Here is a 23,773-nt window from a genome sequence, read left to right as displayed (position 1 = left end):
TTGCCGCCGGGGGTCAGGTGGAGGCGGGCCCCTGTCGTCGGGGCCCTGTGCGCTGTCGTACGCGGATCAGTACACGCTGACGCCGTACGCGGACAGGGCCTCGCGCACCGGCTGGTGGATGGCGGAGCCGTTGGTGCCGGTGCAGCCGGAGCTGCCGGAGTGGATGCCGAGGGCGACCGTGCCCGCGAAGTGGGCGCCGCCGCTGTCGCCGCCCGCGGAGCAGGCGGTGGTGCGGACCATGCCGTGGACGGGTCCGTCGCCGTAGTTGACGGTGACGTTGACGGCCGTCACGGAGCCGCTGGTCACCTTGGTGGTGGAGCCGCTCTTCTTGATGGCCTGACCCACGACCGCGTCGGCGGCGGAGGAGATCTCCTGGTAGCTGCCGTTGTAGAGGTTGACGTTGCCGGCGGGCGAGGAGCCGTTGGTGTAGCGGACGATGCCGTAGTCGTTGGTCGGGAAGCTGGTGCCCTCGCGCACGCCGACGGCCGCGCCGCCGGACGTGGCGGACCAGTTGGCGCTGAGGTTGGTGCAGTGCCCGGCCGTGACGAAGTACTTGGTGGTGCCCTTGGAGACGTTGAAGGCGGCCGAGCAGCGTGAGCCGCCGCCGTAGATGGCGTCGCCGCCCGCGACCTCGCGGTGGAAGGTGCCGGGTACACGGCTGACGCGGACGGCGCCGTCGAGCGAGTCGGCGACGCGGTGCAGGCGGGCCATCTCGCGGGTGGAGACCGAGCGGTCGGCCTCCACGGCTATCTGGTTGGTGCGGGGGTCGATGCCCCAGGACGTTCCGGTGATCTTGGCGCGGGACTCCAACGTGTCCATGGCGGCGTCGAGTTGGGCGGCGCTGCGCTCGACGCGCTGGGGGGTGGCGCCGGTCGCGCGGACGCGTTCGGCGGCGGCGTCGCTGGTGACGGTGACGACGAGGTTTCCGGTTCTGCGATCCAGGTAGGTGCCGGCGCTGTCGTCGCCGAGCTGCCGTTCGACCTGGGCGTTCAGAGCGTTGAGACGGGTCGCGGAGGGCGCCGGTTCGCTCTGGGCGCCGGCGGGGGTGACACCCAGGGCGAGCGATCCGGTGACGAGCAGGGCGGACAGGCCCAGACGCGCACAGGTGGTGCGTCTCATGTGGGGGGCTCCTTTGACGGTGACGTGTGACGTACCGCGATACGTGTGGGACGTACCGAGCAAGGAAAGTGGCATGTCTGCGTCATTCGCGCAAGGGTCTGGACCTTGCCCGTCCGGGATCTTCCAGAGCGGCGTGCCGCGCGGACGGGCGTACGACGGCGCGCCTCGGCACGTGCGGGCCGGCCGGGCGGAGCGGGCGCCGACTAGGAGAGCTGCTCGGCGAGGTGATCGGGCGTCAGGCGGGCGTGCTCGCGGGCGACGGTGACCAGCTCGGCGATGAGGGGGTGCGGACCGGGGCGGGTGAAGACGGACAGGGCGCGGCGCCTGCGCGGGGTGAGGCGCAGCGCGGTGCCGGGGAAGTCGGGGGTGAGGACGTTGGCGGGCACGAGGCCGACGCCGAGTCCGGCGGCGACGAGGCGGGGGACGGCGGCGGTCTGGGTGGAGCGGATCGCGGCGTGCGGGGTGAATCCGGCGTCGGTGCAGAGGTCTTCGACGGTGGCCGCGAGGGCGTGGGTGCGTCCGTACTGGACCCAGGGGCGCTGCGCGAGCTGTTCCAGGCGCACGGTCTTCCGTCCGGCCAGGGGATCTCCTGGCGGCACGAGGACGACGAACTCCTCGGCGCCCAGGGGGTGGTGGGGGCCGTCCCAGCCGTCCGGGAGGGGGCCGATGGCGACGTCGGCGGTGGCGTCCGTCAGGGCGCGGGCGAAGGAGGCGAGGTCGGCGTACTCGTGCAGGACGACGTCGACGCGGGGGTGGCGTCGGTGCCAGACGGCGAGGACGCCGGGTACGACGCCCAGGGCGACGCTGAGGACGGCGGCGAGGTGCAGTTCGCCGTGGACCATGTCGGCGACGGCGCGGGCGGCGCCGGTGGCGCGTTCGGCGCCGGACAGGGCGTGGCGGGCGCCGGGCAGGAAGGCGCGGCCTGCCGGGGTGAGGTGGGCGCCGCGCGGGGTGCGTTCGAGGAGCGGGGTGCCGACGGTGCGCTCCAGGCTCTTGAGCTGCTGGGAGAGGGTGGGCTGGGAGACGTGCAGGAGGGCTGCGGCGTCCGTGATGGAGCCGGTCTCCACGACGGCCAGGAGGTATTCGAGCTGTCGGAGGGTCGGTGGGGCTGCCATAGCCCCACTCTATGTTTCCCCGTGGAAACGCGTCTTTGATCTATGCCTGTGGGCTTCCTAGCATCGACAGGGCGGACGGCGCGGCACCGTGCACTCGCCCGCACGGCTCGGCGCCGCCCGTCCACCAACCCCTTCCCCTGCCGTCCTCGACGACTTGGAGTCGTACGCCCATGAACACGCCCACCCTCGCCCCTGCCGAGGAGACGGCCCGCGAGACGTCCTGGCAGACCAGGCCGCGGGCCTCCCAGGCCGCCTCCCCGGCACCGGCGAAGGGCCCGCTCAACGGCCTCGCCACCCTGGCGCTCGCCTACGGGACCCTCTCCGTCATCGGCGCCCTGATCCCGCCGGTCCGCACGGTCACCGGCACCATTCCCGTGCCCGCACTCGTCCTGGGCGTGACCGGATGGGCCAACGCCCACCGCATGCACGGGGCCGGACGCAAGCAGGCGATGGCGGGCCTGGCGACCGGTCTCACCGGCCTGGTCCTGACCCTGTGCACGCTCTGAGCCTGACCCTGTGCACGCTCTGAACCGGGGGCGGCACACGGCCTGATCCGAGGACGGCGACCGGCCTGCCCGGGGGCCGATCCGATCCGGGTGCGGCGCCCCTCAGGTGGCGGTGGCGACCTTCCACAGATGGCCGTCGGGGTCGCTGAAACAGCCGAAGTACCCGCCCCAGTCGGTGGCGGCCGCCTCCTTCACCACCGTGCCGCCCGCGGCCTCGGCGGCGCGCATGACCTCGTCGACCTCCTCCCTGGATCCGGTGAGGAAGTGGTACGAGGCGCCGCGGAACCCCGACCCCTCCGCGGGGACGCCGGCGTCCGCCGCCACCTCGTCCCAGGCGTAGAGCGCCAGCTGCGAGGAGCCCTCGCCGAGGTCGCACTTCACGAAACCGGGGAAGTCCTGGTCGACCGCGCAGCCGAGGCCTTCCACATAGAACTTCTTGGCACGCTCCACGTCCTTGACGCCGAGCATGATGGCACTGACCTTCAACGTGGTGTTCATGCTGGTCACATTAGGTGCGGCCGGCTCGCCGCCGCTTCTCCGTTCCTGACCGTTCGGCGCGCGGGAGCGCGGCGGGGGCCCGCGCGGCGCGGCACCCCGGTCTCACCCGACCGTGAGCACGATCTTGCCCTGGATGTGTCCTCGGGCGGCCCGTTCGTGGGCGGCGCGCGCCTGAGCGAGCGGATAGGTGCTGTCGACGGCGACACGCAGCGCGCCCGCGTCGAGCAGACGGCCGAGCTCCGCGAGCTGCGGGCCGTTGGAGCGCACTTGGGTGGCCGAGACGGTGACGCCCCGCTTCGCGACCTCGTCGGCGTCGTGGTCGCCGGGGAACACCGGGTACACCGCGCCGCCGCGCTTGAGCGTCCGCAGGAGACGACCGCTGTCGCGGCCGCCGACGGTGTCGAGGACGAGGTCGACGTCGCGTGCGACATCTTCGGGGCGGCTCTTCGTGTAGTCGATGAACTCGTCGGCGCCCAGCTCGCGCAGGAACGACTCGTGCCCTCCCGAGGCGACGGCGATGACGTGCGCGCCCTTGCCCTTGGCGAGCTGCAGCGCGAAGTGGCCCACGCCGCCCGCCGCGCCGTTGACGAGCACCGTCGTCCCGTCGTTCAGCACCATCGGGCGATGGGGTGCCTCCTGGAACGGCGAGGGGTGGTCGTGGCCGAGCTCGATCAGGAACTGCCACGCGGTGAGCCCCGCCATCGGCACCCCGGCGGCGTGCACGTGATCGACACCGACGGGCTTGTGGGCGAGGTGTGCGGCGGGCGCGGCGACGTACTCGGCGTACGCGCTGCCCTCGAGGCTCGGGAAGCGCAGGAGGCCGAAGACCTCGTCGCCGACGGAGAAGCCGCGCACGTCCGCGGCGACGGCCTCGACGACGCCCGACACGTCCGTGCCCAGGATGACGGGCAGGGTCAGCGGCGGCCTCATGTCCGGCGGGACGTTCCGCATGCCTTCGCGCACGTACCAGTCGGGCGGATTGACGCCCACCGCGCGGACGCGGACGAGCACGTCGCCGGGTCCCGGTTCGGGGATCGGCACTTCGTCGTGGCGCAGTACCTCGGGGCCGCCGAACTCGTGCACCCGGATCGCCTTCATCGTGCCTGACGGCATGGCTGTCACCTTTCCTCACGGATTCCCCCGCGCAGGAGCTACCCTTTGCGGAGCAGTGCTCCGAATATATGGAGCACTGCTCCGCTTAGCAAGGGACGACAAGAAGGACTGGGCGAGGAAGCGCATGCGAGCCGACGCGAAGAAGAACCGCGACCACCTGCTCGCCGTCGCGGGCGACGTCGTGGCCGAGCAGGGCGCCGACGCGTCGCTGCGCGATGTCGCCCGCAGAGCCGGCGTCGGACTCGGCACGCTGTACCGCCACTTCCCGACGCGCGAGGCGCTGCTCGAGGCCCTGCTCCGCACGAGGTTCGACGAGTTGGCGGCGCGGGCGGCGACGCTCGAGACGCCGGGCCCGCCCGAGGACGCCCTCGTCTCGTGGCTGCGCGACTGCGTCGCGTGCGCGCACGAGTACCGGGGTGTCGTGGCGCTGATGGTGGCCGCGATCGAGGATCCCGCGTCCGCGCTCCACGCCTCGTGCGTCGCGATGCGCGCGGCGGGCACGCGACTCCTGACCCGCGCCCAGGCCGTGGGCGCGGCGCGCGCCGACATCGACGGCACCGATCTGTTCGCGCTGGTCGGGGCGCTCGCATGGCTCCACGACCAGCCCTCGCTCGCACCCCGCGCCGACCATCTCTTCGATGTCGTGGCGAGCGCGGTGCTGACCAAGGCGCCGTCGGGCCGATAGACCGCGGGAGTCCGGTCACATGGCCAGGTCCAGCCACTCCCCCACGGCCAGCACACGCGCGCGCTGTCCGGCGTGCGTGCGGAACTCGCCCTCCGGGTCGCCGACCTCGACGTAGCCCGGGATCTTGTGCGGCTGCTCCGTCTCGTAGTGCATCGGCACCGCGTGGCGGGCGTTCAGGATCTCCGCGGCCGCGGCGGCCTGCCTCGGGTCGAGGGCGGCGGGCAGCGGGCTCGGCGGCTGCAGGTGCGGGGCGTCGACCACCGCGCCGTTCGCGGGCAGGAACACCGCGTCGAACGGGCTGAACCGGCGGGCGACGAGCCACCACCAGCCGTGGAACATCGTGTCGCCGCCGTGGAAGACCCGCTGCCCGTCGGCCTCCACCACCCAGTTCACCTGCGGGTCCCCGAGGCCGTCGACGGCGGGCACCGCGGTGACCCGGAACCGCCCGACCTCGCACGTGGACCAGGCGTCCACGATCTCGGCGGCAAGACGGTGCCGGACCAGCTCGCGCTCGGCCGGCAGCGTCGTCACGTTGTCCACGTCGTCGCCGTGACCGGGCGCCGGGCGCAGTACCGGCGCCCCCGGCGTCAGCGCGTCCGCGAGCGCGGACGCGTCGGTGTGGTCCCGATGCAGGTGGGTGACCAGTGCGGCGGCGGCCTGCCCGCTCGGCGCCACGAGCCCTTCACCGGGCTTCCATCCCGTGAACAGCGGCGAGAGGTCCCGCACATGGTCGATCACGAGCCGCTCGCCGCCCGCCTCGATCTCAAGGCCGGCCCAGCCCAGTCGTCGTACCCGCATCGCGCACTCCTTCGTTCCGGTGGTTGCCGACGGAACTTAGCGTACGAGCGTTCGCCAATTCAATAGCGAACGTCCGTACGCTAAACTCGTGCGCATGTCACCCCGACGCTCAGCCGCCGAAGCGCAGGCCACCAAGGGCCGGATCCTCGACCGGGCCGCCGAGATCGCCTCCGAGGAGGGGCTCGACGGCATCACCATCGGCCGCCTCGCCGAGGAGCTGGAGATGAGCAAGTCCGGGGTGCACAAGCACTTCGGCACCAAGGAGACGCTGCAGATCTCCACGCTGGACAAGGCGTTCGTGGACTTCTGGCACCGGGTGGTGGAGCCCGCCCTGGCCGAGCCGCCGGGACTGCGGCGGCTGCGCGTGGTGTGCGCCGCCTCCGTGGGCTACCTGGAGGCGCCGCTGCTGCCCGGTGGCTGCTTGATGACGGCGGCGCTCAGCGAGTACGACGGCCGCCCCGGCCGGGTCCGCGACGCGGTGGCCGAGGTGTGGTCGCGCTGGCGGGAACAACTGCGGGCCGACCTGGCCGCGGCGGTGGAGAACGGCGAGCTGCCCGCCGGGTTCGACGTCGACCAGGCGCTGTTCGAGATCGTCGCCGCCGGGCTCGCGCTCAACGCGGCCATGCAGCTCCAGCACGACCGTACGGCGGCCGACCGGGCCCGCCGCGCGATCGAGCGGGCCCTCCACCAGCACCGACCAGTCTCCACCAGCACTGACCAGTCCTGACCACGGCGGTCAGCGGGCGGCTTCGGCCTCCGCGATCGCCTGGTCCAGGATCGTCAGACCGAGCGAGAGCTCGTCCTCGGTCGCGGTCAGCGGCGGAGCCATCCGCAGGACACCGCCCATGCCGGGGAGCTGGACGATGTTCATGTGCAGACCCAGTTCGAGGCAGCGGCGGGTGACCCGCGCGCCCAGTTCGCTGGAACTCCGCTTCGTCTCACGGTCGACGACGAGTTCAAGGCCGGCCAGCAGGCCCCGGCCCCGGATGTCGCCGACGACCTCGTGCCGCGCGGCGATGTCCGTCAGGCCGTCGCGGAGGAACACGCCGAGGGAGCGGGCGCGTTCGTCGAGCTTGTCGGCGCTCAGGACGTCGAGCACGGTGTTGCCGACGGCGGCCACCAGCGGGTCGGAGACGTGCGTGGTGAAGAACAGGAACCCGCGCTCGTACGCCCGCTGCTCGATCTCGGCACTCGTGATCACGGCCGCGAGCGGCAGTCCGGCACCGAGCGTCTTGGACAGCGTGAGGATGTCGGGGACGACGCCGTCGCGCTCGAAGGCGTACCAGGTGCCCGTGCGGCACAGGCCGGTCTGGGCCTCGTCGAGGATCAGCAGCATGCCGCGTTCCCGGCACTTGGCCTGCAGCGCCGCCATGTACCCGACGGGCGGCTCGATGATGCCGCCCGAGCTGAGGATCGGCTCCACCAGGCACGCTGCCAGACTGCCCGTCGACTGCGCGTCGATCAGGTCGAAGGCGAAGTCCAGCTGGCGCTCCCAGTCCAGGGAGCCGTCGGCCGCGGTGAAGTCGGGCCGGTAGGCGTTCGGCGCGGGGATGGCGAAGTTGCCGGGCGCGGACGGGCCGTAGCCCTTGCGGCCCGCGCTGTACGTGGCGGACGCGGCGGCCTGCGTCATGCCGTGCCAGGACCGGGCGAACGAGACGATCTCGTGCTTGCCGGTGACGAGCTTGGCCATCCGGATCGCGGCCTCGTTCGACTCGGCGCCGGTCGTCAGGAGCAGCGCCTTGTCCAGCGGCGCGGGCAGCGTGTCGGACAGGCGGCGGGCGAGGTCGACCACGGGGCGGCTGAGCATGCCGCTGAAGAGGTGGTCGAGGGACGCGATCTGACGCTGGACAGTCGCGACGATCTCCGGGTGCGAGTGACCGAGGATCGCGCTCATCTGACCGGAGGTGAAGTCGAGGATCTTCCGGCCGTCGGCGGTGTGGACGAAGCTTCCGGCGGCGCGGTCGATGACCTCGCGGGTGAACTCGGGGCCGTAGCGGACGAGGTGCTTCTCGGCGTCGGTCCAGAAGGAGTCGGTGGAGGGCGAGGCGGTCGCCGCGGGCGACGGCGGTGCGGAGGACGGCTGAGCGGTGGCGGCGGGGGTCGAAGCAGGCATGTCCTCGACGGTAGGTCTCACGCGAGCGACACGTCCATCTCACAATTCCGGCTGTCCTGTTCGGAGAAACCGCACAACAATGAGGGGGTGATGAACCCCTGGAGGCTGCGCCTGCTGAGCCAGCTGGACACCCTGGGCACCGTGCGGGCGGTGGCCCAGGCCGCGAACCTGAGCCCGTCGAGCGTGTCGCAGCAGCTCGCCGTGCTCGAGTCCGAGACCCGCACCCAGCTGCTCGAACGCACGGGGCGCCGGGTGCGGCTCACCCCGGCCGGGCTGATCCTCGCGCGCCGGGCCCGGGCGATCCTCGACCACATGGAGAGCGTCGAGGCGGAGCTGCGCGGCTTCGGGGAGGAACCGGCGGGTCTGGTGCGGCTCGGGGCGTTCCAGAGCGCGATCCACACCATGGCCGTCCCGGCGGTGACCCGCCTGAAGCGGGCGCATCCGCACCTCGACGTGGAGGTCCTTCAGCTGGAGCCGCACGAGAGCATGCCCGCGCTGCGGGTCGGCGACGCGGACGTCATCATCACGACCACCGACTTCGACGAGCTGCCGCTCGGCCCGGACCTCGACCTGGTGCCGCTGGCCAGGGACCCGATCCTGCTGGTCGTCCCGCCCGGTCATCCCGCTGCCGGGCGCGCCGGCGTCGACCTCGCCGCGTACGCGGACGAACCGTGGGCCTTCGACATGCCGCAGTCGTACATGGCCAACCTCGCGCTGCGGCTGTGCCGCCACGCGCGGTTCGAGCCGCGCGTGGTGTGCCGCTTCAGCAACTACATGATGACGTTGCAGCACGTCGAGGCCGGGCACTCGATCGCGCTGCTGCCCGGCCTGACGGTGGACCTCGACCGCTATCGCGTCGCCACCGCGGAACTCGCGGCTCCGGTGACGCGCACGATCACTGCGGCGGTCCGGCGCGGCGCACCGCCTCGCGCGGCGGTGCGCGCCGTGCTGGACGCGCTGCGGAACCCCTCGGCGGAGCTGCCGTTGCTGAGCCGGGAGTAGGAGAGCGGGAAGCCCGTGATCGCACGGATCGGCGGGCACCGTCGCTCCCGATGCGGTCAGCGTCGCCCCCGAATCGGTCGGCGTCGCCCGATGCGGTCGGCGGCCCGTAGTCACCGCGGCCCGCCGCCGCCTCCGCGACCGGTCACAGCCGCGGGTCGCGATGGGTGGGGTGGCCGTCGAGGACGGTGAGGAGCACCGGCAGGTCCGGGAGTTCGGTGGCCTCGGTGGTGAGGGGGTTCTCGGCGAAGACGGTCAGGTCGGCGCGGTGGCCGACGGCGATGCGGCCCGCCTCGTGCTCCTCCCCCGCCGCGTAGGCGGCGTTGACGGTCATGCCCTGGAGGGCCTCCAGGGCCGTGAGTGCCTGGTGCGGGCCGTGCGGGGGCCGGGTGAGGTCGCGGCTGGGGCGACGGTGGCGGGCTCCGGCCATGACGGCCGACGGCGGGTAGGGCGCGATGGGCCAGTCGGAGCCGAGGACGACGACGGCGCCGGAGTCGTGCAGGTCGCGGCAGCGCCAGGCGCGTGCGGCGCGCTCCTCGCCGAGGCGGCGCGACCAGTTGTCGGTGTGGTCGGCGCGGGTGAAGTCGCAGCAGTGGGTCGGCTGCATGGAGGCGATGACGCCGAGGTCGGCGAAGCGGCGCAGGGTGTCGTCGGGCACGGTCTCGATGTGCTCGATCCGGTGCCGCACCGGCCGCCTGTCCTCGGCCTGCGCCTTCTCGACGGCGTCGAGGACATGGCGTACGGCGGCGTCGCCGATGGCGTGGGTGGCGATGGGCACGCCCGCCCGGTGGAGTTCGCCGACGACGCGGGTGTACTCCTCGGGGTCGGGCCAGAAGGCGTGGCGGGACTCGCCGTGGCAGTCGGGGTGCTCCAGCCAGGCGGTGCCGTTGTCGATGGTGCCGTCCATGAAGATCTTGACGCCGTCGGTGCGCCACAGCCGCCCGCCGGTGCCCTGCTGTGCGACGAGTGCGCGCAGTCCTTCGGCGTCGGTGCCGGGCTGGCACCAGGGGGCGACGCGCAGGCGCAGCGGCAGGTCGCCCGCCGCGTCCAGCTCGGCGTAGAAGGCGAGGCTGTCGCCGTTCGCGTCCATGGCGTGGCCGCCGGTGAGGCCGGTGGCGGCCATGGCGCGCAGGACGGCGGCGAGCCGGTCGCGGCGCTCGTCGCGGGTGGGCTGCGGGGCGACGCGTTCCACGAGCGCGCAGGCGGCGTCCTCGAGGAGCAGTCCGGTGGGCCGTCCCTCGGCGTCGCAGACCACTTCGGCGGTGGCCTGATCGAAGGTGCGGGGCCCGTCGACCCCGGCGAGTTCCAGGGCGCGGCGGCTGGCCAGCATCGAGTGCGCGTCGAAGAGCAGCAGCAGGGCGGGCACGCCGTCGAGGACGGCGTCGAAGGGGGCGGTCTCGACGGGGGCTCCGGCGAAGACGTTGGGGTCGAGGCCCCATCCGTGCAGCCAGGCGCCGGGGGCGAGGTCCCGCACCGCACGGGCGAGGGCCGCGCGTACGTGCTCCACGTTCTCGCAGCCCGACAGGTCGAGGCCGTGGGTGAGTTCGGCGCCCGTTACGGGGTGGATGTGTCCGTCGACGAGGCCGGGGGTGACGACGGCGCCCTTGAGGTCGATCACCGTGGTCGAGGCGTCGGCGAGGGCGCGGATGTCCGGGGCGTCCCCGAGGGCGGTGATGCGCCCGTCGGCCGCGGCGAGCGCGGTCTGCGGCAGGAGTTCGCCGGTGACGGGGTCGAGCAGACGGGCCGAGAGCAGGACGAGGGAGGTGCGCACGGGGGCTCCTTGGGACACGAAGGCTCCTTGGACACGGGGTGCTGGGACACAGGGGGTGCTGGGACACAAGGGGTGCCGGGACACGGCTGAGGACGAGGACGCCCAGACGGACGCAGGGCCCCGCGGGCGGGTCAGTCCGGGGCGTCGGACAACGCCCCGACGGGCAGCCCGAGTTCGCGTTCCGCCGTGGTGACAGGCAGGCGCCGGACCGCGGGCGGGCCGTCGTCGGCGCTCGGGCTGTTGACGAGCATGCCGAGGCCGTCGAGGACGACCAGGATCTGAATGGCCGTCACCAGAGGGTCGGCGGTGTGGAATTCGCCCTCCTCGACGCCGACGCGGATGACTTCCTCGAGGCGGTCACGCCAGGCGTCCTCCTGGACGGCGACGCGGTCACGCAGGGCGGGCCGGTAGCGGCTCAGGTGGCGGGCGTTGAGCCACAGCCTGCTGATGTCGTCGTACGCCTTCCCCGTCGTACGGGCGAGGAACCGGGCCAGGTGCCGGGTGGGGGTGGCGCCGGCACGGTCGGCCGGGAGGAGTTCGTCGAGTTCGGAGCCGACGGCGCTTCCGTAGGCCTCGGCCACGAGGTCGTCGACCGCCGGGAAGTAGTGGCTGATGAGCCCCGGCCGGACGTCGAGCTCCTCCGCAACCCGCCGCAGGGTGATGCACTCCAGCCCTTCCGCCAGTGCCACACCGGCGGCGGCCGCAACGATTTCCGCACGTCTAGCCCCCGGAGATTTGCGGATTCGCTTGTTCTGAACGCTTGACGACATGGATTCCATGCTATTGAGTGTGCGACCAATAAGCAAGCAGGTGGGCTACCAGCATCCGGAGGGGCCGCATGGCGTCCACGATTCCCGACCCGCCCGAGAGCACCTGCGCCGCGCGACAGGGAGCGGGGCTCTCCCCCGGCGGGCCACCGGCACGGAGCCCCGACGGCGCACGAGCGGCACGGCCCTGCGTGGACGGGCCGGGCGCCCTGCCCGTCCACGCAGGGCAGAGGAAACAGCCCAGCTCGGACGGGGCGGGCCGCATCGAGGCCCACGGCATCGACCACATCCCCGACCAGGAACGCCACGGCCACCCTCGGCAGTTGTTCTCCGTCTGGGCGGCGGCGAACGTCAACTACCTGAGCCTGGTGGTCGGCGGGACCCTGATCCTCATGGGGCTGACGCTGGGCCAGGCCCTCCTGGTCATCGTGGCGGGCAATCTGTTCTGGCTCCTGACCGGGCTGCTGGCGATATCCGGCCCGGCCGCGGGCACGCCGAGCGAAGTGATCACGCGGGCGATCTACGGAATCCGCGGCAACCGCGTGAACAACGCCGTCGTCGGCTGGATGATCTCCGTCTGCTACTTCGCCCTGAATCTGGCCGCCGCCGCGACCGCCGCGTTCGCCCTGGTCGAGAAGGCCGGTGTGGGCGCGACCACCGGCGTCAAGATCGCCGTCGTCCTGGTCATCGCCGCCGTCACCCTGACCATCGGCGTGTACGGCCACGGCCTCATCATGAAGCTGTATCTGCCGATCACCCTCGCCCTGACCGCCGTCTTCGCCGTCGTCGCGATCGCCGTGCTGCGCCACACCGACTTCTCGTACGCGCCGCCCGCGCCGCTGCGGGGAGCCGAGCTGTGGACGGTTCTCGTCGCCGGGGTCACCCTCATCGCCTCCGCGCCGCTGTCGTACACCACGAGCGCCGACTTCGCCCGCTATCTGCCGCGCACGACGTCCGCGAAGGCGGTGCTCGGCTGGACCGCGCTCGGCGGGTTCGTGCCCGGTGTCGTCATCTGCTCGCTCGGGGCCTGCGCGGCGACCGCGGTCGACATGGGGGACCCGCAGTCGGGGCTCCGGACGATCCTGCCGGGCTGGTTCGACCCCCTCTTCCTGCTCGCACTGATCCTCGGCACGGTCGCCCTCAACGCGCTGACCGCCTACAGCGCCGGACTCGCCCTCCAGGCCGTCGGCATCCGCATCCGCCGTTCCCTCAGTGTGATCGCCGACGGGACCGCGGCCGTCGCCCTCACCCTGTACGCGCTCCTCATCTCCGACTTCCTCGACACCGTCAGCAACGTCCTCCAGCTCACCGTCGTCCTGCTCGGCCCCGCCATGACCATCTACGCGGCGGACATCTGGCTGCGCCGCAACCGCTACGACGGCCCCACGCTGATGGACGAGACCCCCGACAGCCCCTACTGGTACGCCGCCGGGGTCAGCCCGGCGGGAGCCCTGGCCCTCACGGGAGGCGTCACCGTGTCGGCCCTGTGCGTCAACACCCTCTACACCGGGCCGATCGCGTCGGCCCTGGACGGCCTGGACCTCGCCCTCCCCGCCGGGATCACCGTCTCCGCTTCGCTCTACGTCATCCTCAGCCGCGGGCGCCTCCGTTCGGGTCGGTCCACGTCCGGTGCGGGCGCCGCTGAACCAGGGGACGGCGGGACGACCCGGTAGCGGTACGACCCCGGACCCGCGTGTCGTGTCTTCAGGTTCAGAGAGCCGTGCCGTCCCGCCCTCGCGCCAAAGTGGCCACCGAAGCACGCGACGGCCGCCTGAAGCGCTCAGCCACACCGGCCCAGCCGCCGGGAAAGGTCAAGTAATCACGTACTCAAGGGAGCAGGCATTCGAACGCCGGGGCCGTCGCCTCAGCGGCCCATTCCCTTTCGTCCCGCTTTTGACTTTCCCTGTATCAACCATCGCAAAGAGCACGGAAAATAACGTCTAGGTACATCCAACTGGCCGAAAACAGGTCTACACCACACACCGGAAGAGAGGATTCTGGCCCCCGTTCGTCGAGACGTGCGCGCCGGTGCCGACCACTCCGGCGCGCCGATCTCCGAGGGGAGTCTGGGGCGTGGGACGTGGCAGGGCCAAAGCGGAGCGGATCGCCTCGGATGCGGCCGAACGATTGTTCGCGGCAGGGCAGTTGTTGCGGCGTGCGCCGGCCACGCCCGACGCCCGCGCGGTCTTCCGCACGGATCAGCAGGTCAACGATCAGCCGTACCGGGAGCGTTGGGCGCACGACAAAGTGGTGCGCTCCACCCACGGCGTGAATTGCACGGGGTCGTGCTCGTGGCAGGTGTACGTCAAGGACGGTCTGATCACCTGGGAGACCCAGGCGACCGACTATCCGTCGACCGGGCCGGACCGCCCGGACTACGAGCCGCGGGGCTGCCCGCGCGGGGCGTCGTTCTCCTGGTACACGTACTCGCCAACCCGAGTGCGCCATCCGCTCGTCCGCGGTGTCCTGGTCGAGATGTTCCGGGAAGCAAAGGCCCGGCACGGCGGTGATCCGGTGGCGGCGTGGGCGCAGGTCACCGGCGATCCGGACCAGCGCCGCCGCTACCAGTCGGCCCGCGGCAAGGGCGGCCTGGTGCGGGTCGGCTGGGCCGAGGCGCTGGAGATCGCGGCGGCCGCGCATGTGCACACGCTCCAGGCGCACGGGCCCGACCGGATCGCGGGCTTCTCCCCGATCCCGGCGATGTCGATGGCCTCGCACGCGGTCGGCGCCCGGTTCCACGCGCTGATCGGCGCGCCGATGCTGTCGTTCTACGACTGGTACGCGGACCTGCCGATCGCCTCGCCGCAGGTGTTCGGCGACCAGACCGACGTACCGGAGTCCGGGGACTGGTGGGACGCCGCGTATCTGATGCTGTGGGGCTCCAATGTCCCGGTGACGCGGACCCCGGACGCCCACTGGATGGCCGAGGCGCGCTACCGCGGCCAGAAGGTGGTCGTGGTGTCGCCCGACTACGCCGACGCGACGAAGTTCGCCGACGAGTGGCTGCATCCCCATCCGGGGACCGACGGCGCGCTCGCGATGGCGATGGGCCACGTGATCCTGCGCGAGTGCTTCGTCGACCGGCAGGTGCCCTACTTCACCGACTACGTCAAACGCTTCACCGACCTGCCCTTCCTCGTGTCCCTGGACGAGCGCGACGAGCACACCCACACACCCGGCGCCTTCGTCACCGCCAAGGATCTCGACCTGGCCGGGGACGCCGAGGCCGAGGCGCGGCGCTGGATGCCGGTGCTCCTCGACAGGGCCGGCGGGCGGCCGACCGTGCCCAACGGCACGCTGGGAGACCGCTGGAGCAAGGCGAGCGAGGGCCGCTGGAACCTCGACCTCGGGGACGTCGACCCGCTGCTCAGCCTGTACGGCCGCCCGGGCGCCGCCCGGGCCACGGTGACGCTGCCCCGCTTCGACGAGGACGGCGCGACGATCCGGTGCGCGGTGCCCGCCCTGCGGGTCGGCGGACGTCTGGTGACAACGGTGTTCGACCTGATGCTCGCCCAGTACGGGGTACGGCGCGAGGGCCTCGACGGGCAGGCGCCGACGGCCTACGACGACGCGTCCACGCCGTGCACCCCGGCCTGGCAGGAGGCGGTCACGTCGGTGCCGGCGGGGGCGGTGGTGCGGGCGGCCCGTGAGTTCGCGCGGACCGCGGAGCAGACCCGGGGTCGCTGCATGATCGTGATGGGGGCCGGGACGAACCACTGGTTCCACTCGGACACCATCTACCGCTCGTTCCTCTCGCTGCTGCTGCTCACCGGCTGTCAGGGCGTCAACGGCGGCGGCTGGGCGCACTATGTGGGGCAGGAAAAGGTGCGGCCGTACGCGGGCTGGCAGCAGCTGGCCACGGCGTCGGACTGGGGGCGGCCCTCGCGGCAGATGGCGGGGACGCCGTACTGGTATCTGCACACCGGCCAGTGGCGGTACGAGAAGTTCACGGCGGACGCCCTGGTCTCCCCCACCGCGCCGGGCGACCTCACGGGTCTGCATACCGCGGATCTCCTGGCCCGCTCCGCCCGGCAGGGCTGGATGCCGTCGTATCCGACGTTCTCCGCCAACCCGCTGGACCTGGGGCGGCGCGTGCACGAGGCCGACGCGGATCCGGCGGCCTGGCTGGCCGCCGAGGCCGAGGCGGGGCGGCTCTCGTACGCCTGTGAGGATCCGGACGATCCGGCCAACTGGCCCCGGGTGCTCACCGTGTGGCGCGCCAATCTGATCGGGTCCTCGGCCAAGGGCAACGAGTTCTTCCTGCGGCATCTGCTCGGCGCGTCCGACAACGCGAACGCGCAGGAAGCGCCGCCGGAGAGCAGGCCGAAGGACGTGACCTGGCGGGAGGAGGAGCCGCGCGGCAAGCTCGACCTGCTGCTCGCGCTCGACTTCCGCATGACGTCGACCACGCTGCACGCCGATCTGGTGCTGCCCGCGGCGACCTGGTACGAGAAGCACGACCTGTCCAGCACCGACATGCATCCCTATGTGCACGCCTTCTCCCCCGCGATCAGCCCGCCGTGGCAGGCCCGTACGGACTTCGAGATCTTCCACGGGCTCGCCACCGAGGTGAGCCGCCTCGCCGAGGGCCGCCTCGACGTGGCGCACGACCTGGTGGCGACGGCGCTGCAGCACGACACCCCGGGCGAGGCGCCCGCCGAAGGCTCCACGCGTCCTCAGTTCACGGTCGTGGAGCGGGACTACACCGCCATCGGCGACAAGATCGCCGCGCTGGGTCCGCTGCCCGGGGAGCAGGGCATGACGGTCAAGGGCGTGACGGTGAACCCGCTGCCGGAGACCTCCTGGCTCGCCGCGCGGTGCGGCACCGCCGGGTCCGGGCCCGCGCTCGGCCGGCCGCTGCTCGACACGGACGTCAAGCTGTGCGAGGCGATCCTCGCGCTGTCGGGCACCACCAACGGACGCCTCGCCGCCGAGGGGTTCGAGCGGCTCGCGGAGCGCTGCGGCGCCGAGACGGGGCTCGCGGAGCTGGGCGCCTCGGTGGCCGAGCGGCGGGTGGAGTTCTCCGACACGCAGGCCCGTCCGGTGCAGGTCGGGGCGAGCTTCGAATGGTCGGGCAAGGAGGCCCCCGACCGCCGGTACGCCCCGTTCACGATCAACACCGAGCACCTGAAGCCCTGGCACACCCTGACCGGCCGCCAGCACTTCTACCTCGACCATCCGTGGATCGCGGAGTACGGGGAACAACTGCCCGTCTACCGGCCCCCGTTGGACCTGGCCGCGCTCGGGGAGCAGCCGGTGGCCGACGGCGACGGCGGGCGCTCGATGACGGTGCGCTATCTGACGCCGCACTCGAAGTGGTCCATCCACTCCGAGTACCAGGAGAACCTGCTGATGCAGACCCTGGCCCGGGGCGGTCCCGTCATCTGGATCAGCGTGTCCGACGCGGAGGCGATCGGCGTGGCGGACAACGACTGGATCGAGGCGCACAACGCCAACGGCGTGGTCGTGGCCCGCGCGGTGGTCTCGCACCGGATGCCGGCCGGGACGGTGTTCATGTACCACGCGCAGGAGCGCCTGGTGAACGTGCCGAAGTCGGAGGCGACGGGGCGGCGCGGCGGCGTCCACAACGCCCTCACCCGGCTCCTCATCAAGCCGACGCATCTGATCGGCGGCTACGCCCAGCTGTCCTTCGCGCCCAACTACTACGGCCCCACCGGCAATCAGCGCGACGCGGTCACCGTGATCCGGCGGCGCGCCCAGGAGGTGACGTACTGATGCGGGTCATGGCGCAGGTCGCGATGGTCATGAACCTCGACAAGTGCATCGGCTGCCACACCTGCTCGGTCACCTGCAAACAGACCTGGACCAACAGGCCGGGCACCGAGTACGTGTGGTTCAACAACGTGGAGACCCGCCCCGGCCAGGGCTATCCGCGCGGCTACGAGGACCAGGAGAGGTGGAAGGGCGGCTGGCAGCTCAAGCACGGCCGTCTCGTGCCGCGCAGCGGCGGCCGGGCGCGCCGTCTGGCCCGTCTGTTCGCCAACCCCGAACTGCCCTCGCTGGACGACTACTACGAGCCGTGGACGTACGACTACGAGAACCTGATCAGCGCGCCGCTCGGCGACGACGTCCCGACCGCGCCGCCGCGCTCCCTGATCGACGGCCGTCCGACGGCGGTGACGTGGGGGCCGAACTGGGACGACGACCTGGGCGGCGGGCCCGAGCACCTCGCGGGCGACCCGGTCCTGCGGAAGATGAACGAGCAGGTGCGCCTGGAGTACGAGCAGGCGTTCATGTTCTATCTGCCGCGGATCTGCGAGCACTGCCTCAATCCGTCGTGCGTGGCGGTGTGTCCGTCCGGCGCGCTGTACAAGCGGGTGGAGGACGGCATCGTCCTCGTCGACCAGGACCGCTGCCGCGGCTGGCGGATGTGTGTGACCGGCTGCCCGTACAAGAAGGTCTACTTCAACCACCAGACGGGCAAGGCGGAGAAGTGCACGTTCTGCTACCCGCGGATCGAGGGCGGTCAGCCGACGGTCTGTTCCGAGACGTGCGTGGGACGCCTGCGCTACCTCGGTGTCGTCCTGTACGACGCGGACCGGGTCGGCGACGTGGCCGCCACGGAGAACGAACAGGACCTGTACGAGGCCCAGTTGGAGTGCTTCCTCGATCCGGAGGACCCGGACGTGGCGGCGGCCGCGGAGGAGGCGGGCATCCCGCACGACTGGATCACCGCCGCCCGCCGCTCCCCCGTGCACGCCCTGATCAGCCGCTACCGGGTCGCGTTGCCGTTGCATCCGGAGTACCGCACGATGCCGATGGTCTGGTACATCCCGCCGCTCTCGCCCGTCGTGGACTCCCTCACCGCGACCGGGCACGACGGCGAGGACCCGGCGAAGCTGTTCGCCGCCATCGACTCCCTGCGGATCCCGCTGGCGTATCTGGCGGAGCTGTTCACCGCGGGCGACCCGGCCCCGGTGGAGGCGGCGCTGTGCCGTCTGGCGGCGATGCGCTCCCACATGCGCCGGGTCAACCTCGGCGAGGAGCAGGACCCGGCCATCGCCCGCGCCGTCGGCATGGACGGCGCGGGCATCGAGGGGATGTACCGGCTGCTCGCCCTGGCCAAGTACGACGAGCGCTATGTCATCCCCACCAGTTACACGGCCACCGCCCCGGCCGACGACCTCGACTCCGGGTGCAGCCTGGACACCCACGGCGGCCCCGGCATGTACACCCCGGACACCTTCCACGCCCCACCGTCCGCCGAGCCGGAGCCGGAGCACGCCGGGGCGTCGTTGCGCGGCCGGGTCAACCTCCTGAACTGGAACGGCGAGGGACGGCCCGACGGGCTCTTCCCCAGCGGTGACGGCGGCGCGCGGTGAGCCGCCCCGTCGTCCACCAGGCCGCGTCCCTGCTGCTGCGCTACCCCGATCACGACTGGCCCGAGCGGCTGCGCGCGGTGCGTGCGGCCCTTGAGCCGGTGCCCGGCACGGAGGTGGGGCTGCTCCTGCGGTTCTGCGACGAGGTCGGTGCGACGGCGCCGCTGGATCTGGCGGCCAGGTACGTCGTCACGTTCGACCGCAGCCGCCGCCGGTGTCTGTATCTGACGTACTACACCGACGGGGACACGCGCAGGCGGGGCGCGTCGCTGGCGGAGCTCAAGGCGCTCTACCGGCGGCACGGGTGGCATCCGCCCGAGGACGAGCTGCCCGACTTCCTGCCGCTGATGCTGGAGTTCGCCGCCCGCACACCGGACCTGAAGGCGTCCCTGCTCGTCGCGCACCGGCCCGCCCTGGAACTGCTGCGCCTCGCGCTGGCCTCGTACCGCAGCCCGTATGCCGGTGTCGTCGACGCGGTCTGCCGCACCCTGCCCGGTCCTTCCCCTGCGACCCGGGAGGCGGCCCTGCGGCTCGCCCGCACCGGGCCGCCCGCCGAGACCGTCGGCCTGCTGCCGTATCCCCCACGCGCTCCCGACGCCCCGCACGCGGAGGAGACTTCCCGGTGAACCACCTGCGCATCGCCCTGTGGGGCGTCCTGCCCTATCTCGTCGTCGCCGTCCTCGTCACCGGCACTGCCTGGCGCTACCGCTACGACCGCTTCGGCTTCACGACCCGGTCCAGTCAGCTGCACGAGAGCCGGCTGCTGCGGGTCGGCGGCCCGCTGTTCCACTTCGGGCTGCTGTTCGTGATCGCCGGGCACGTCATCGGCCTGCTGGTGCCGGAGTCGTTCACGGAGCGCGTGCACGTCCACGAGTGGCTGTACCACGCGAACGCGCTGCTCGTCGGCGGCACGGCGGGCCTCGCGACGCTCGCCGGGCTGGTGATCCTGCTGTACCGGCGGCTGCGGGTGCCCGCCGTCCGGGCGGCGACGAGCCGCAGCGACCGCGCCGTCTACCCCGTCCTGCTGTGTGTGCTCCTGGCGGGCCTCACCGCGACGGCCACCACGATGAAGCCCCACCCCTACGACTACCGGCGTGGTGTCTCGGTGTGGTTCCGCTCGCTGTTCATGCTCGATCCGGACGTGTCGGCGATGGCGCACGCACCGCTCGCCTACCGGGTGCACGCCCTCCTCGCGATGGCCCTGTTCGCCGCGTGGCCGTTCAGCCGTCTCGTCCACGCCTTCGCCGCGCCGGTCGGCTACCTCGTGCGTCCCTATGTCGTGTACCGGTCGCGGGGCGGGCGGCGCGTGCCCGCGCCCGGCCGTCCAGGCCCAGGTCGGCCTTTCGCCGCCCGTTCCGGCCCGCCGGGCAAGCGGCCCCGGTCGGCGCGGGACACCCTCGCCCGGCGCTGATGCGGCGCGCACTCGCGGGCCCGCGCCAAGGGCTCGCCGACCGGTGCCGGGGGCTCGCGCCCGCGTGTTTCGCGCCGGTCATGGCCACGGGCATCGTCTCCCGGGCGCTGACGCAGACGGGCGCCCGGGCGCTGTCCCTCGTGCTGTTCGGCGCGGCGGCGGCCCTGTACGCCGTGCTGCTGTGCGCCACCGTGCTCAAGGCCCGGTATCACCCGTCCGTCATCCGGGCGGAACTCGGTGACCCCGCGCGGGTGTTCGGGCACTTCACCCTGGTCGCGGCGAGCGGTGTCCTTGCCGCACGCCTCGGCTCGGGGCCCGCCCGGGTCGTGGGGTGCGCGCTGTTCGTCGTCGCGGCGGTCGTGTGGGCGGTGCTCGCGCGCGCGGTCGTGCGACTGCGGGGCTTCGGCTCGCGCACCGCGCTGCGGCAGGCCGACGGCACCTGGTTCCTGGCCACGGTCGGCCTGCAGGCGCTCGTCCTGACGCTCGTCGGTCTCCGTCCCGACCGCCCCGTCGTCACGCTCGCGCTCACGCTGTGGGTGTGCGGGGTCCTGCTGTACGCGGCCACGCTGGCGGCCGTCGTCCGGCGCCTGCGGTCCGACCCGCCGGCGCCCGAACTCCTCGCGCCCAGCTACTGGGTGACCATGGGCGCCGCCGCCGTCAGCACCCTCGCCGGTGCCCGGCTCCTCGCCCACGACGGGCTCCTGCCCGCCCCGGTCCGCGCCCCGCTCGGCGGCACGGTCGTCGGCCTGTGGGCCTGGGCCACCTTCCTGATCCCGCTCCTGCTGGCCACGGGCGTCTGGCGGCATCTGCGCCACCGCGTCCCGCTGGCCTACGAGCCCACGCTGTGGTGCGTCGTCTTCCCGCTGGGGATGTACGCCACCGCGACCGCGCAGCTCGCGGCCGCACAGCGCATCGGCGCCCTGACGCTCCCTCAGCGGCCCTTGGCGTGGGCGGCCATGGCAGCGTGGCTCGCGGTCGGGGCGCGGTGGCTCACGACGCGGTGGGCCACGGGTCGGCCCTCGGCCGGGGCCTGAGCGGTGCCCAGGCCCTCGGCCCGCCTCCCGGGCGCGGCGCGGGAGGCGTCGTACCGGCTTCGTCGCTTCCCACCGGGCGGGAGCGCTACTTGCCCATCGGCGAGACGGCGATGCAGCCCGCCACGACGTTCTCGCCGGAGGCCTCCTTGATGACCTTGCCCTTGTAGATCACCTTGCAGGTGAGGTCGGAGCCGGTCGGGTCCGTCGAGATCGGGACGACGGTGGGCGGCATGATGCCGCGCAGCGTCACCGTCTTCTTCCACGGCAGCTCCGCCTTGCTGACCTTCTCCAGCTTCGGGTTGGACGCGGAACCCTCACCGGCGGCGAACTCGATCTCGTCGACGCTCTTGCCGGAGACCTCGTAGGTCACCTCGTACTTCTCGTTGACGGCCTTGTCCACGGCGTCGACGGCCTTCTTCTCGGCCTCCGAGCAGGCCCCGAGCGTGAGCGCGAGACCGGCGGCGGCGAGGGTGCACACGGCGGTGCGAATGCGTCTGTTCATGGCGGCAGACAACAGTAAAGAGCACGCAAAGTCAATCTGCGTCTCCGTCATAACCCCAGTTCAGAGGGGGATGGAGGAACGCCTTCGCGGCACGGGCCGCAGGACCCGCGCCGCGGCACGACCCCATTTTAGGACAGGGTCTGACCTCTATTGCTTCTACGGTGGCGGCCATGGACATCGACAACGGCATCGACACCACCGAGGGCTCGCACCTGTCGTGGCGGCAGGTCTGGGACCGGCGCATGGCCCGGCACGGACTCACCGGCGTGCCCTCCCCCGGTACGGCGTCCCCCGCCCCGACGCCTTCCCGGGTCGCCGACGTCGTGGCCGCCATGTGCGGCGCGCACGCCCAGGTGATGTCCGCCGCCGAACTGTCGATCGGTGCGCGCCTCGGCGGCGGCACCCGCGCGGATGTCCGGGCGGCGCTCGACGGGGCGGAAGGGCTCGTGAAGACCTACGGGCCGCGGGGCACCGTGCATCTCCTCGCGGCGCGCGACCTGCCGATGTGGACGGGGGCGCTGTCCGCCCTGCCCTCCGGCCCGAACGGGCTGCCGCAGGCGTCGCGCCTCACGGACCGGCAGACCGAGGAGGTCGTCGCGGCCGTCGCCGTCGCCCTCGCGGACGCCGGCGACGAGGGGCTGACCGCCGAGGAGTTGAGCGACGCGGTCGTCGCGGCCACCGGGCCGTGGGCGGGCGACCTGGTCATGCCCGCGTTCCAGGGGATGTGGCCGCGCTGGCGCCAGGCACTGCACCTGGCGGCCCACCGGGGCGCGCTGTGCTTCGGCCCCGACCGCGGCCGCAAGGCCACCTACCTCTCCCCGGAGCGACGACTGCCCGGATTCCGCCCCGCGCCCGCCGACGAGGCCCTGCACTCCCTGGTCGCGCGCTACCTGCACGCCTACGGCCCGGCGACACCACGGCAGTTCGCCCAGTGGCTGGGCGCGCCTCCCGTGTGGGCGGCCGCCCTCTTCGACACCCTCGCCGCCGCGGGAAGCCTGCGCCCCGTCGACGTCGAGGGCAGCACCGGCTGGCTGAACGCCGCCGACGACCAGGAGCCGGACACGGAGACCCCCGCCGCGGGGACGCTGCGGCTCCTGCCCTACTTCGACGCGTACGTGGTGGGCTGCCACCCGCGCGACCAGCTCTTCCCCGGCCCGGCCGCCGCACGCGCCCTGTCCCGCACCGGCCAGGCGGGCAACTACCCGGTCCTGCTCGTCGACGGCACGGTCGCCGGGGTCTGGCACCTGCGGCGCTCCGGACGCACGGCGGACCTGACCGTCGAGCCCCTCGCCCGGCTCAGCGCGGCGCGGCGGCGCGCGCTGGACGAGGAGGCGGCGCGGATCGGGGCGTTCCTGGACACCACGACACTGCGGGTGACCGTCGGTCCGGTCACGGTGGGCCCGCACGCCTGAGTGGTTCCGCCGAAGCTCTCAGGGATAGCTCTCGAAGACACGTGCGAGCTTTTGGCAAGATCGCGGAATGCTGCGACTCACCGATTTCATCATCGACTGCCCGGACACGATGAAGCTGGCCGCCTTCTACTCCGAGGTAACGGGCCGTCCGATCAAGAAGGGCAGCTCGGCGGAGTGGGCCGGCATCCGGTTCGGCGAGATCGAGCTGGCGTTCATCCAGGTGGATGACTACCGCGCTCCGCAGTGGCCCGACACCGAGCACCCCAAGCAGTTCCACCTCGACTTCGAGGTGGACGACATCGAGGCCGAGCAGCGCCGCGTCCTCGACCTCGGCGCGACGCTGAAGCAGGACTTCATCGGCCCCAACGGCTACGGCTGGCGGATCTACACCGACCCCATCGGCCACCCCTTCTGCCTGTGCCGCAACAAGGGCGTCGTCTGGACCGACCAGGGCCCGGTGTGGCCCGAGCGCGCCTGAGAAGACGGGCGCGGACTTCGCGGGCGGCTTGAGGTCCTTGGTGGTCAGCGGGGTGCCGTCGCGCCGCAGCACGGCGAGGGTGCCGAGTTCGCTGCCGTCGGCGCTGACGGTG

The 23,773-nt window shown here is 72.5% G+C and carries 21 protein-coding genes; 12 read left to right on the top strand and 9 right to left on the bottom strand.

Annotated features, from left to right (window positions below):
- Positions 1–66: 66 nt before the first annotated feature.
- Positions 67–1,119, bottom strand: coding sequence for a S1 family peptidase (locus OO63_RS27520; protein WP_030356732.1), 1,053 nt, complete (start codon positions 1,117–1,119; stop codon positions 67–69).
- A gap of 203 nt (positions 1,120–1,322) precedes the next feature.
- The gene (locus tag OO63_RS27515) at positions 1,323–2,234 is read right to left on the bottom strand and encodes a LysR family transcriptional regulator (RefSeq protein ID WP_030356731.1); all 912 of its coding nucleotides are present in this window, start codon (positions 2,232–2,234) and stop codon (positions 1,323–1,325) included.
- Between the two features lie 170 nt (positions 2,235–2,404).
- Here OO63_RS27515 and OO63_RS27510 point away from each other — a divergent pair, with 170 nt between their 5' ends.
- On the top strand, positions 2,405–2,740 hold the full coding sequence (locus OO63_RS27510; RefSeq protein ID WP_030356730.1) for a hypothetical protein: 336 nt from the start codon (positions 2,405–2,407) through the stop codon (positions 2,738–2,740).
- Positions 2,741–2,842: 102 nt separating this feature from the next.
- On the opposite strand, the gene OO63_RS27505 is transcribed toward OO63_RS27510, so the two are convergent.
- Together OO63_RS27505 and OO63_RS27500 are read right to left on the bottom strand one after the other, a co-directional pair.
- Positions 2,843–3,238 (bottom strand): VOC family protein, encoded by a 396-nt coding sequence (locus OO63_RS27505; RefSeq protein WP_030356729.1) that lies wholly within the window; start codon positions 3,236–3,238, stop codon positions 2,843–2,845.
- Between the two features lie 102 nt (positions 3,239–3,340).
- On the bottom strand, positions 3,341–4,351 hold the full coding sequence (locus OO63_RS27500; RefSeq protein WP_030356728.1) for an NADP-dependent oxidoreductase: 1,011 nt from the start codon (positions 4,349–4,351) through the stop codon (positions 3,341–3,343).
- A 124-nt stretch (positions 4,352–4,475) separates the two neighbouring features.
- Here OO63_RS27500 and OO63_RS27495 point away from each other — a divergent pair, with 124 nt between their 5' ends.
- On the top strand, positions 4,476–5,036 hold the full coding sequence (locus tag OO63_RS27495) for a TetR/AcrR family transcriptional regulator (RefSeq protein WP_030356727.1): 561 nt from the start codon (positions 4,476–4,478) through the stop codon (positions 5,034–5,036).
- 15 nt (positions 5,037–5,051) lie between these two features.
- Here OO63_RS27495 and OO63_RS27490 read toward each other — a convergent pair whose 3' ends face one another.
- On the bottom strand, positions 5,052–5,834 hold the full coding sequence (locus tag OO63_RS27490) for an MBL fold metallo-hydrolase (RefSeq protein WP_030356726.1): 783 nt from the start codon (positions 5,832–5,834) through the stop codon (positions 5,052–5,054).
- Positions 5,835–5,928: 94 nt separating this feature from the next.
- Here OO63_RS27490 and OO63_RS27485 point away from each other — a divergent pair, with 94 nt between their 5' ends.
- Positions 5,929–6,561 (top strand): TetR/AcrR family transcriptional regulator, encoded by a 633-nt coding sequence (locus tag OO63_RS27485; RefSeq protein WP_030356725.1) that lies wholly within the window; start codon positions 5,929–5,931, stop codon positions 6,559–6,561.
- Between the two features lie 9 nt (positions 6,562–6,570).
- Here OO63_RS27485 and OO63_RS27480 read toward each other — a convergent pair whose 3' ends face one another.
- Positions 6,571–7,947 (bottom strand): aspartate aminotransferase family protein, encoded by a 1,377-nt coding sequence (locus OO63_RS27480; RefSeq protein ID WP_030356724.1) that lies wholly within the window; start codon positions 7,945–7,947, stop codon positions 6,571–6,573.
- Between the two features lie 90 nt (positions 7,948–8,037).
- Between OO63_RS27480 and OO63_RS27475 the strand changes: the two genes are divergently transcribed.
- Positions 8,038–8,949: a LysR family transcriptional regulator gene (locus OO63_RS27475; RefSeq protein ID WP_199819439.1), complete on the top strand. Its 912-nt coding sequence runs from the start codon at positions 8,038–8,040 to the stop codon at positions 8,947–8,949.
- A 142-nt stretch (positions 8,950–9,091) separates the two neighbouring features.
- On the opposite strand, the gene OO63_RS27470 is transcribed toward OO63_RS27475, so the two are convergent.
- Both OO63_RS27470 and OO63_RS27465 read right to left on the bottom strand, forming a co-directional pair.
- Positions 9,092–10,717: an amidohydrolase gene (locus tag OO63_RS27470; RefSeq protein WP_030356722.1), complete on the bottom strand. Its 1,626-nt coding sequence runs from the start codon at positions 10,715–10,717 to the stop codon at positions 9,092–9,094.
- 131 nt (positions 10,718–10,848) lie between these two features.
- A complete protein-coding gene (locus OO63_RS27465) occupies positions 10,849–11,487 on the bottom strand; it encodes a TetR/AcrR family transcriptional regulator (protein ID WP_030356721.1) in 639 nt (212 codons plus the stop codon).
- A 68-nt stretch (positions 11,488–11,555) separates the two neighbouring features.
- On the opposite strand from OO63_RS27465, the gene OO63_RS27460 reads away from it, so the two are divergent.
- The 6 genes from OO63_RS27460 to OO63_RS27435 all read left to right on the top strand — a co-directional run bounded on the left by OO63_RS27460 (position 11,556) and on the right by OO63_RS27435 (position 21,269).
- Positions 11,556–13,157: a purine-cytosine permease family protein gene (locus OO63_RS27460; protein WP_030356720.1), complete on the top strand. Its 1,602-nt coding sequence runs from the start codon at positions 11,556–11,558 to the stop codon at positions 13,155–13,157.
- A gap of 400 nt (positions 13,158–13,557) precedes the next feature.
- A complete protein-coding gene (locus tag OO63_RS27455; RefSeq protein WP_030356719.1) occupies positions 13,558–17,220 on the top strand; it encodes a nitrate reductase subunit alpha in 3,663 nt (1,220 codons plus the stop codon).
- The gene (gene narH, locus OO63_RS27450) at positions 17,220–18,827 is read left to right on the top strand and encodes a nitrate reductase subunit beta (RefSeq protein ID WP_030356718.1); all 1,608 of its coding nucleotides are present in this window, start codon (positions 17,220–17,222) and stop codon (positions 18,825–18,827) included. The genes OO63_RS27455 and narH overlap by 1 nt, the downstream gene beginning before the upstream one ends.
- Positions 18,824–19,450 carry a nitrate reductase molybdenum cofactor assembly chaperone gene (gene narJ, locus OO63_RS27445; protein WP_033264507.1) on the top strand — a complete coding sequence of 209 codons (627 nt, stop codon included), beginning with the start codon at positions 18,824–18,826 and terminating at the stop codon, positions 19,448–19,450. Before narH ends, narJ begins: the two co-directional genes overlap by 4 nt.
- Complete coding sequence (gene narI, locus OO63_RS27440; protein WP_051811247.1) at positions 19,447–20,235, top strand: respiratory nitrate reductase subunit gamma; 789 nt, start codon at positions 19,447–19,449, stop codon at positions 20,233–20,235. Before narJ ends, narI begins: the two co-directional genes overlap by 4 nt.
- Positions 20,235–21,269 (top strand): tellurite resistance/C4-dicarboxylate transporter family protein, encoded by a 1,035-nt coding sequence (locus OO63_RS27435; protein WP_051811246.1) that lies wholly within the window; start codon positions 20,235–20,237, stop codon positions 21,267–21,269. The genes narI and OO63_RS27435 overlap by 1 nt, the downstream gene beginning before the upstream one ends.
- 85 nt (positions 21,270–21,354) lie before the next feature.
- Here OO63_RS27435 and OO63_RS27430 read toward each other — a convergent pair whose 3' ends face one another.
- On the bottom strand, positions 21,355–21,771 hold the full coding sequence (locus tag OO63_RS27430) for an MmpS family transport accessory protein (protein ID WP_030356714.1): 417 nt from the start codon (positions 21,769–21,771) through the stop codon (positions 21,355–21,357).
- A gap of 170 nt (positions 21,772–21,941) precedes the next feature.
- On the opposite strand from OO63_RS27430, the gene OO63_RS27425 reads away from it, so the two are divergent.
- Together OO63_RS27425 and OO63_RS27420 are read left to right on the top strand one after the other, a co-directional pair.
- A complete protein-coding gene (locus tag OO63_RS27425) occupies positions 21,942–23,183 on the top strand; it encodes a winged helix DNA-binding domain-containing protein (protein WP_030356713.1) in 1,242 nt (413 codons plus the stop codon).
- A gap of 67 nt (positions 23,184–23,250) precedes the next feature.
- The gene (locus OO63_RS27420; protein WP_030356712.1) at positions 23,251–23,661 is read left to right on the top strand and encodes a VOC family protein; all 411 of its coding nucleotides are present in this window, start codon (positions 23,251–23,253) and stop codon (positions 23,659–23,661) included.
- The last annotated feature ends 112 nt before the right edge of the window (positions 23,662–23,773 follow it).

The organism is Streptomyces alboflavus (genome assembly GCF_000716675.1).
GTDB classification, from domain to species: domain Bacteria; phylum Actinomycetota; class Actinomycetes; order Streptomycetales; family Streptomycetaceae; genus Streptomyces; species Streptomyces alboflavus.
This window is presented reverse-complemented; position numbering and strand designations above follow the sequence as displayed.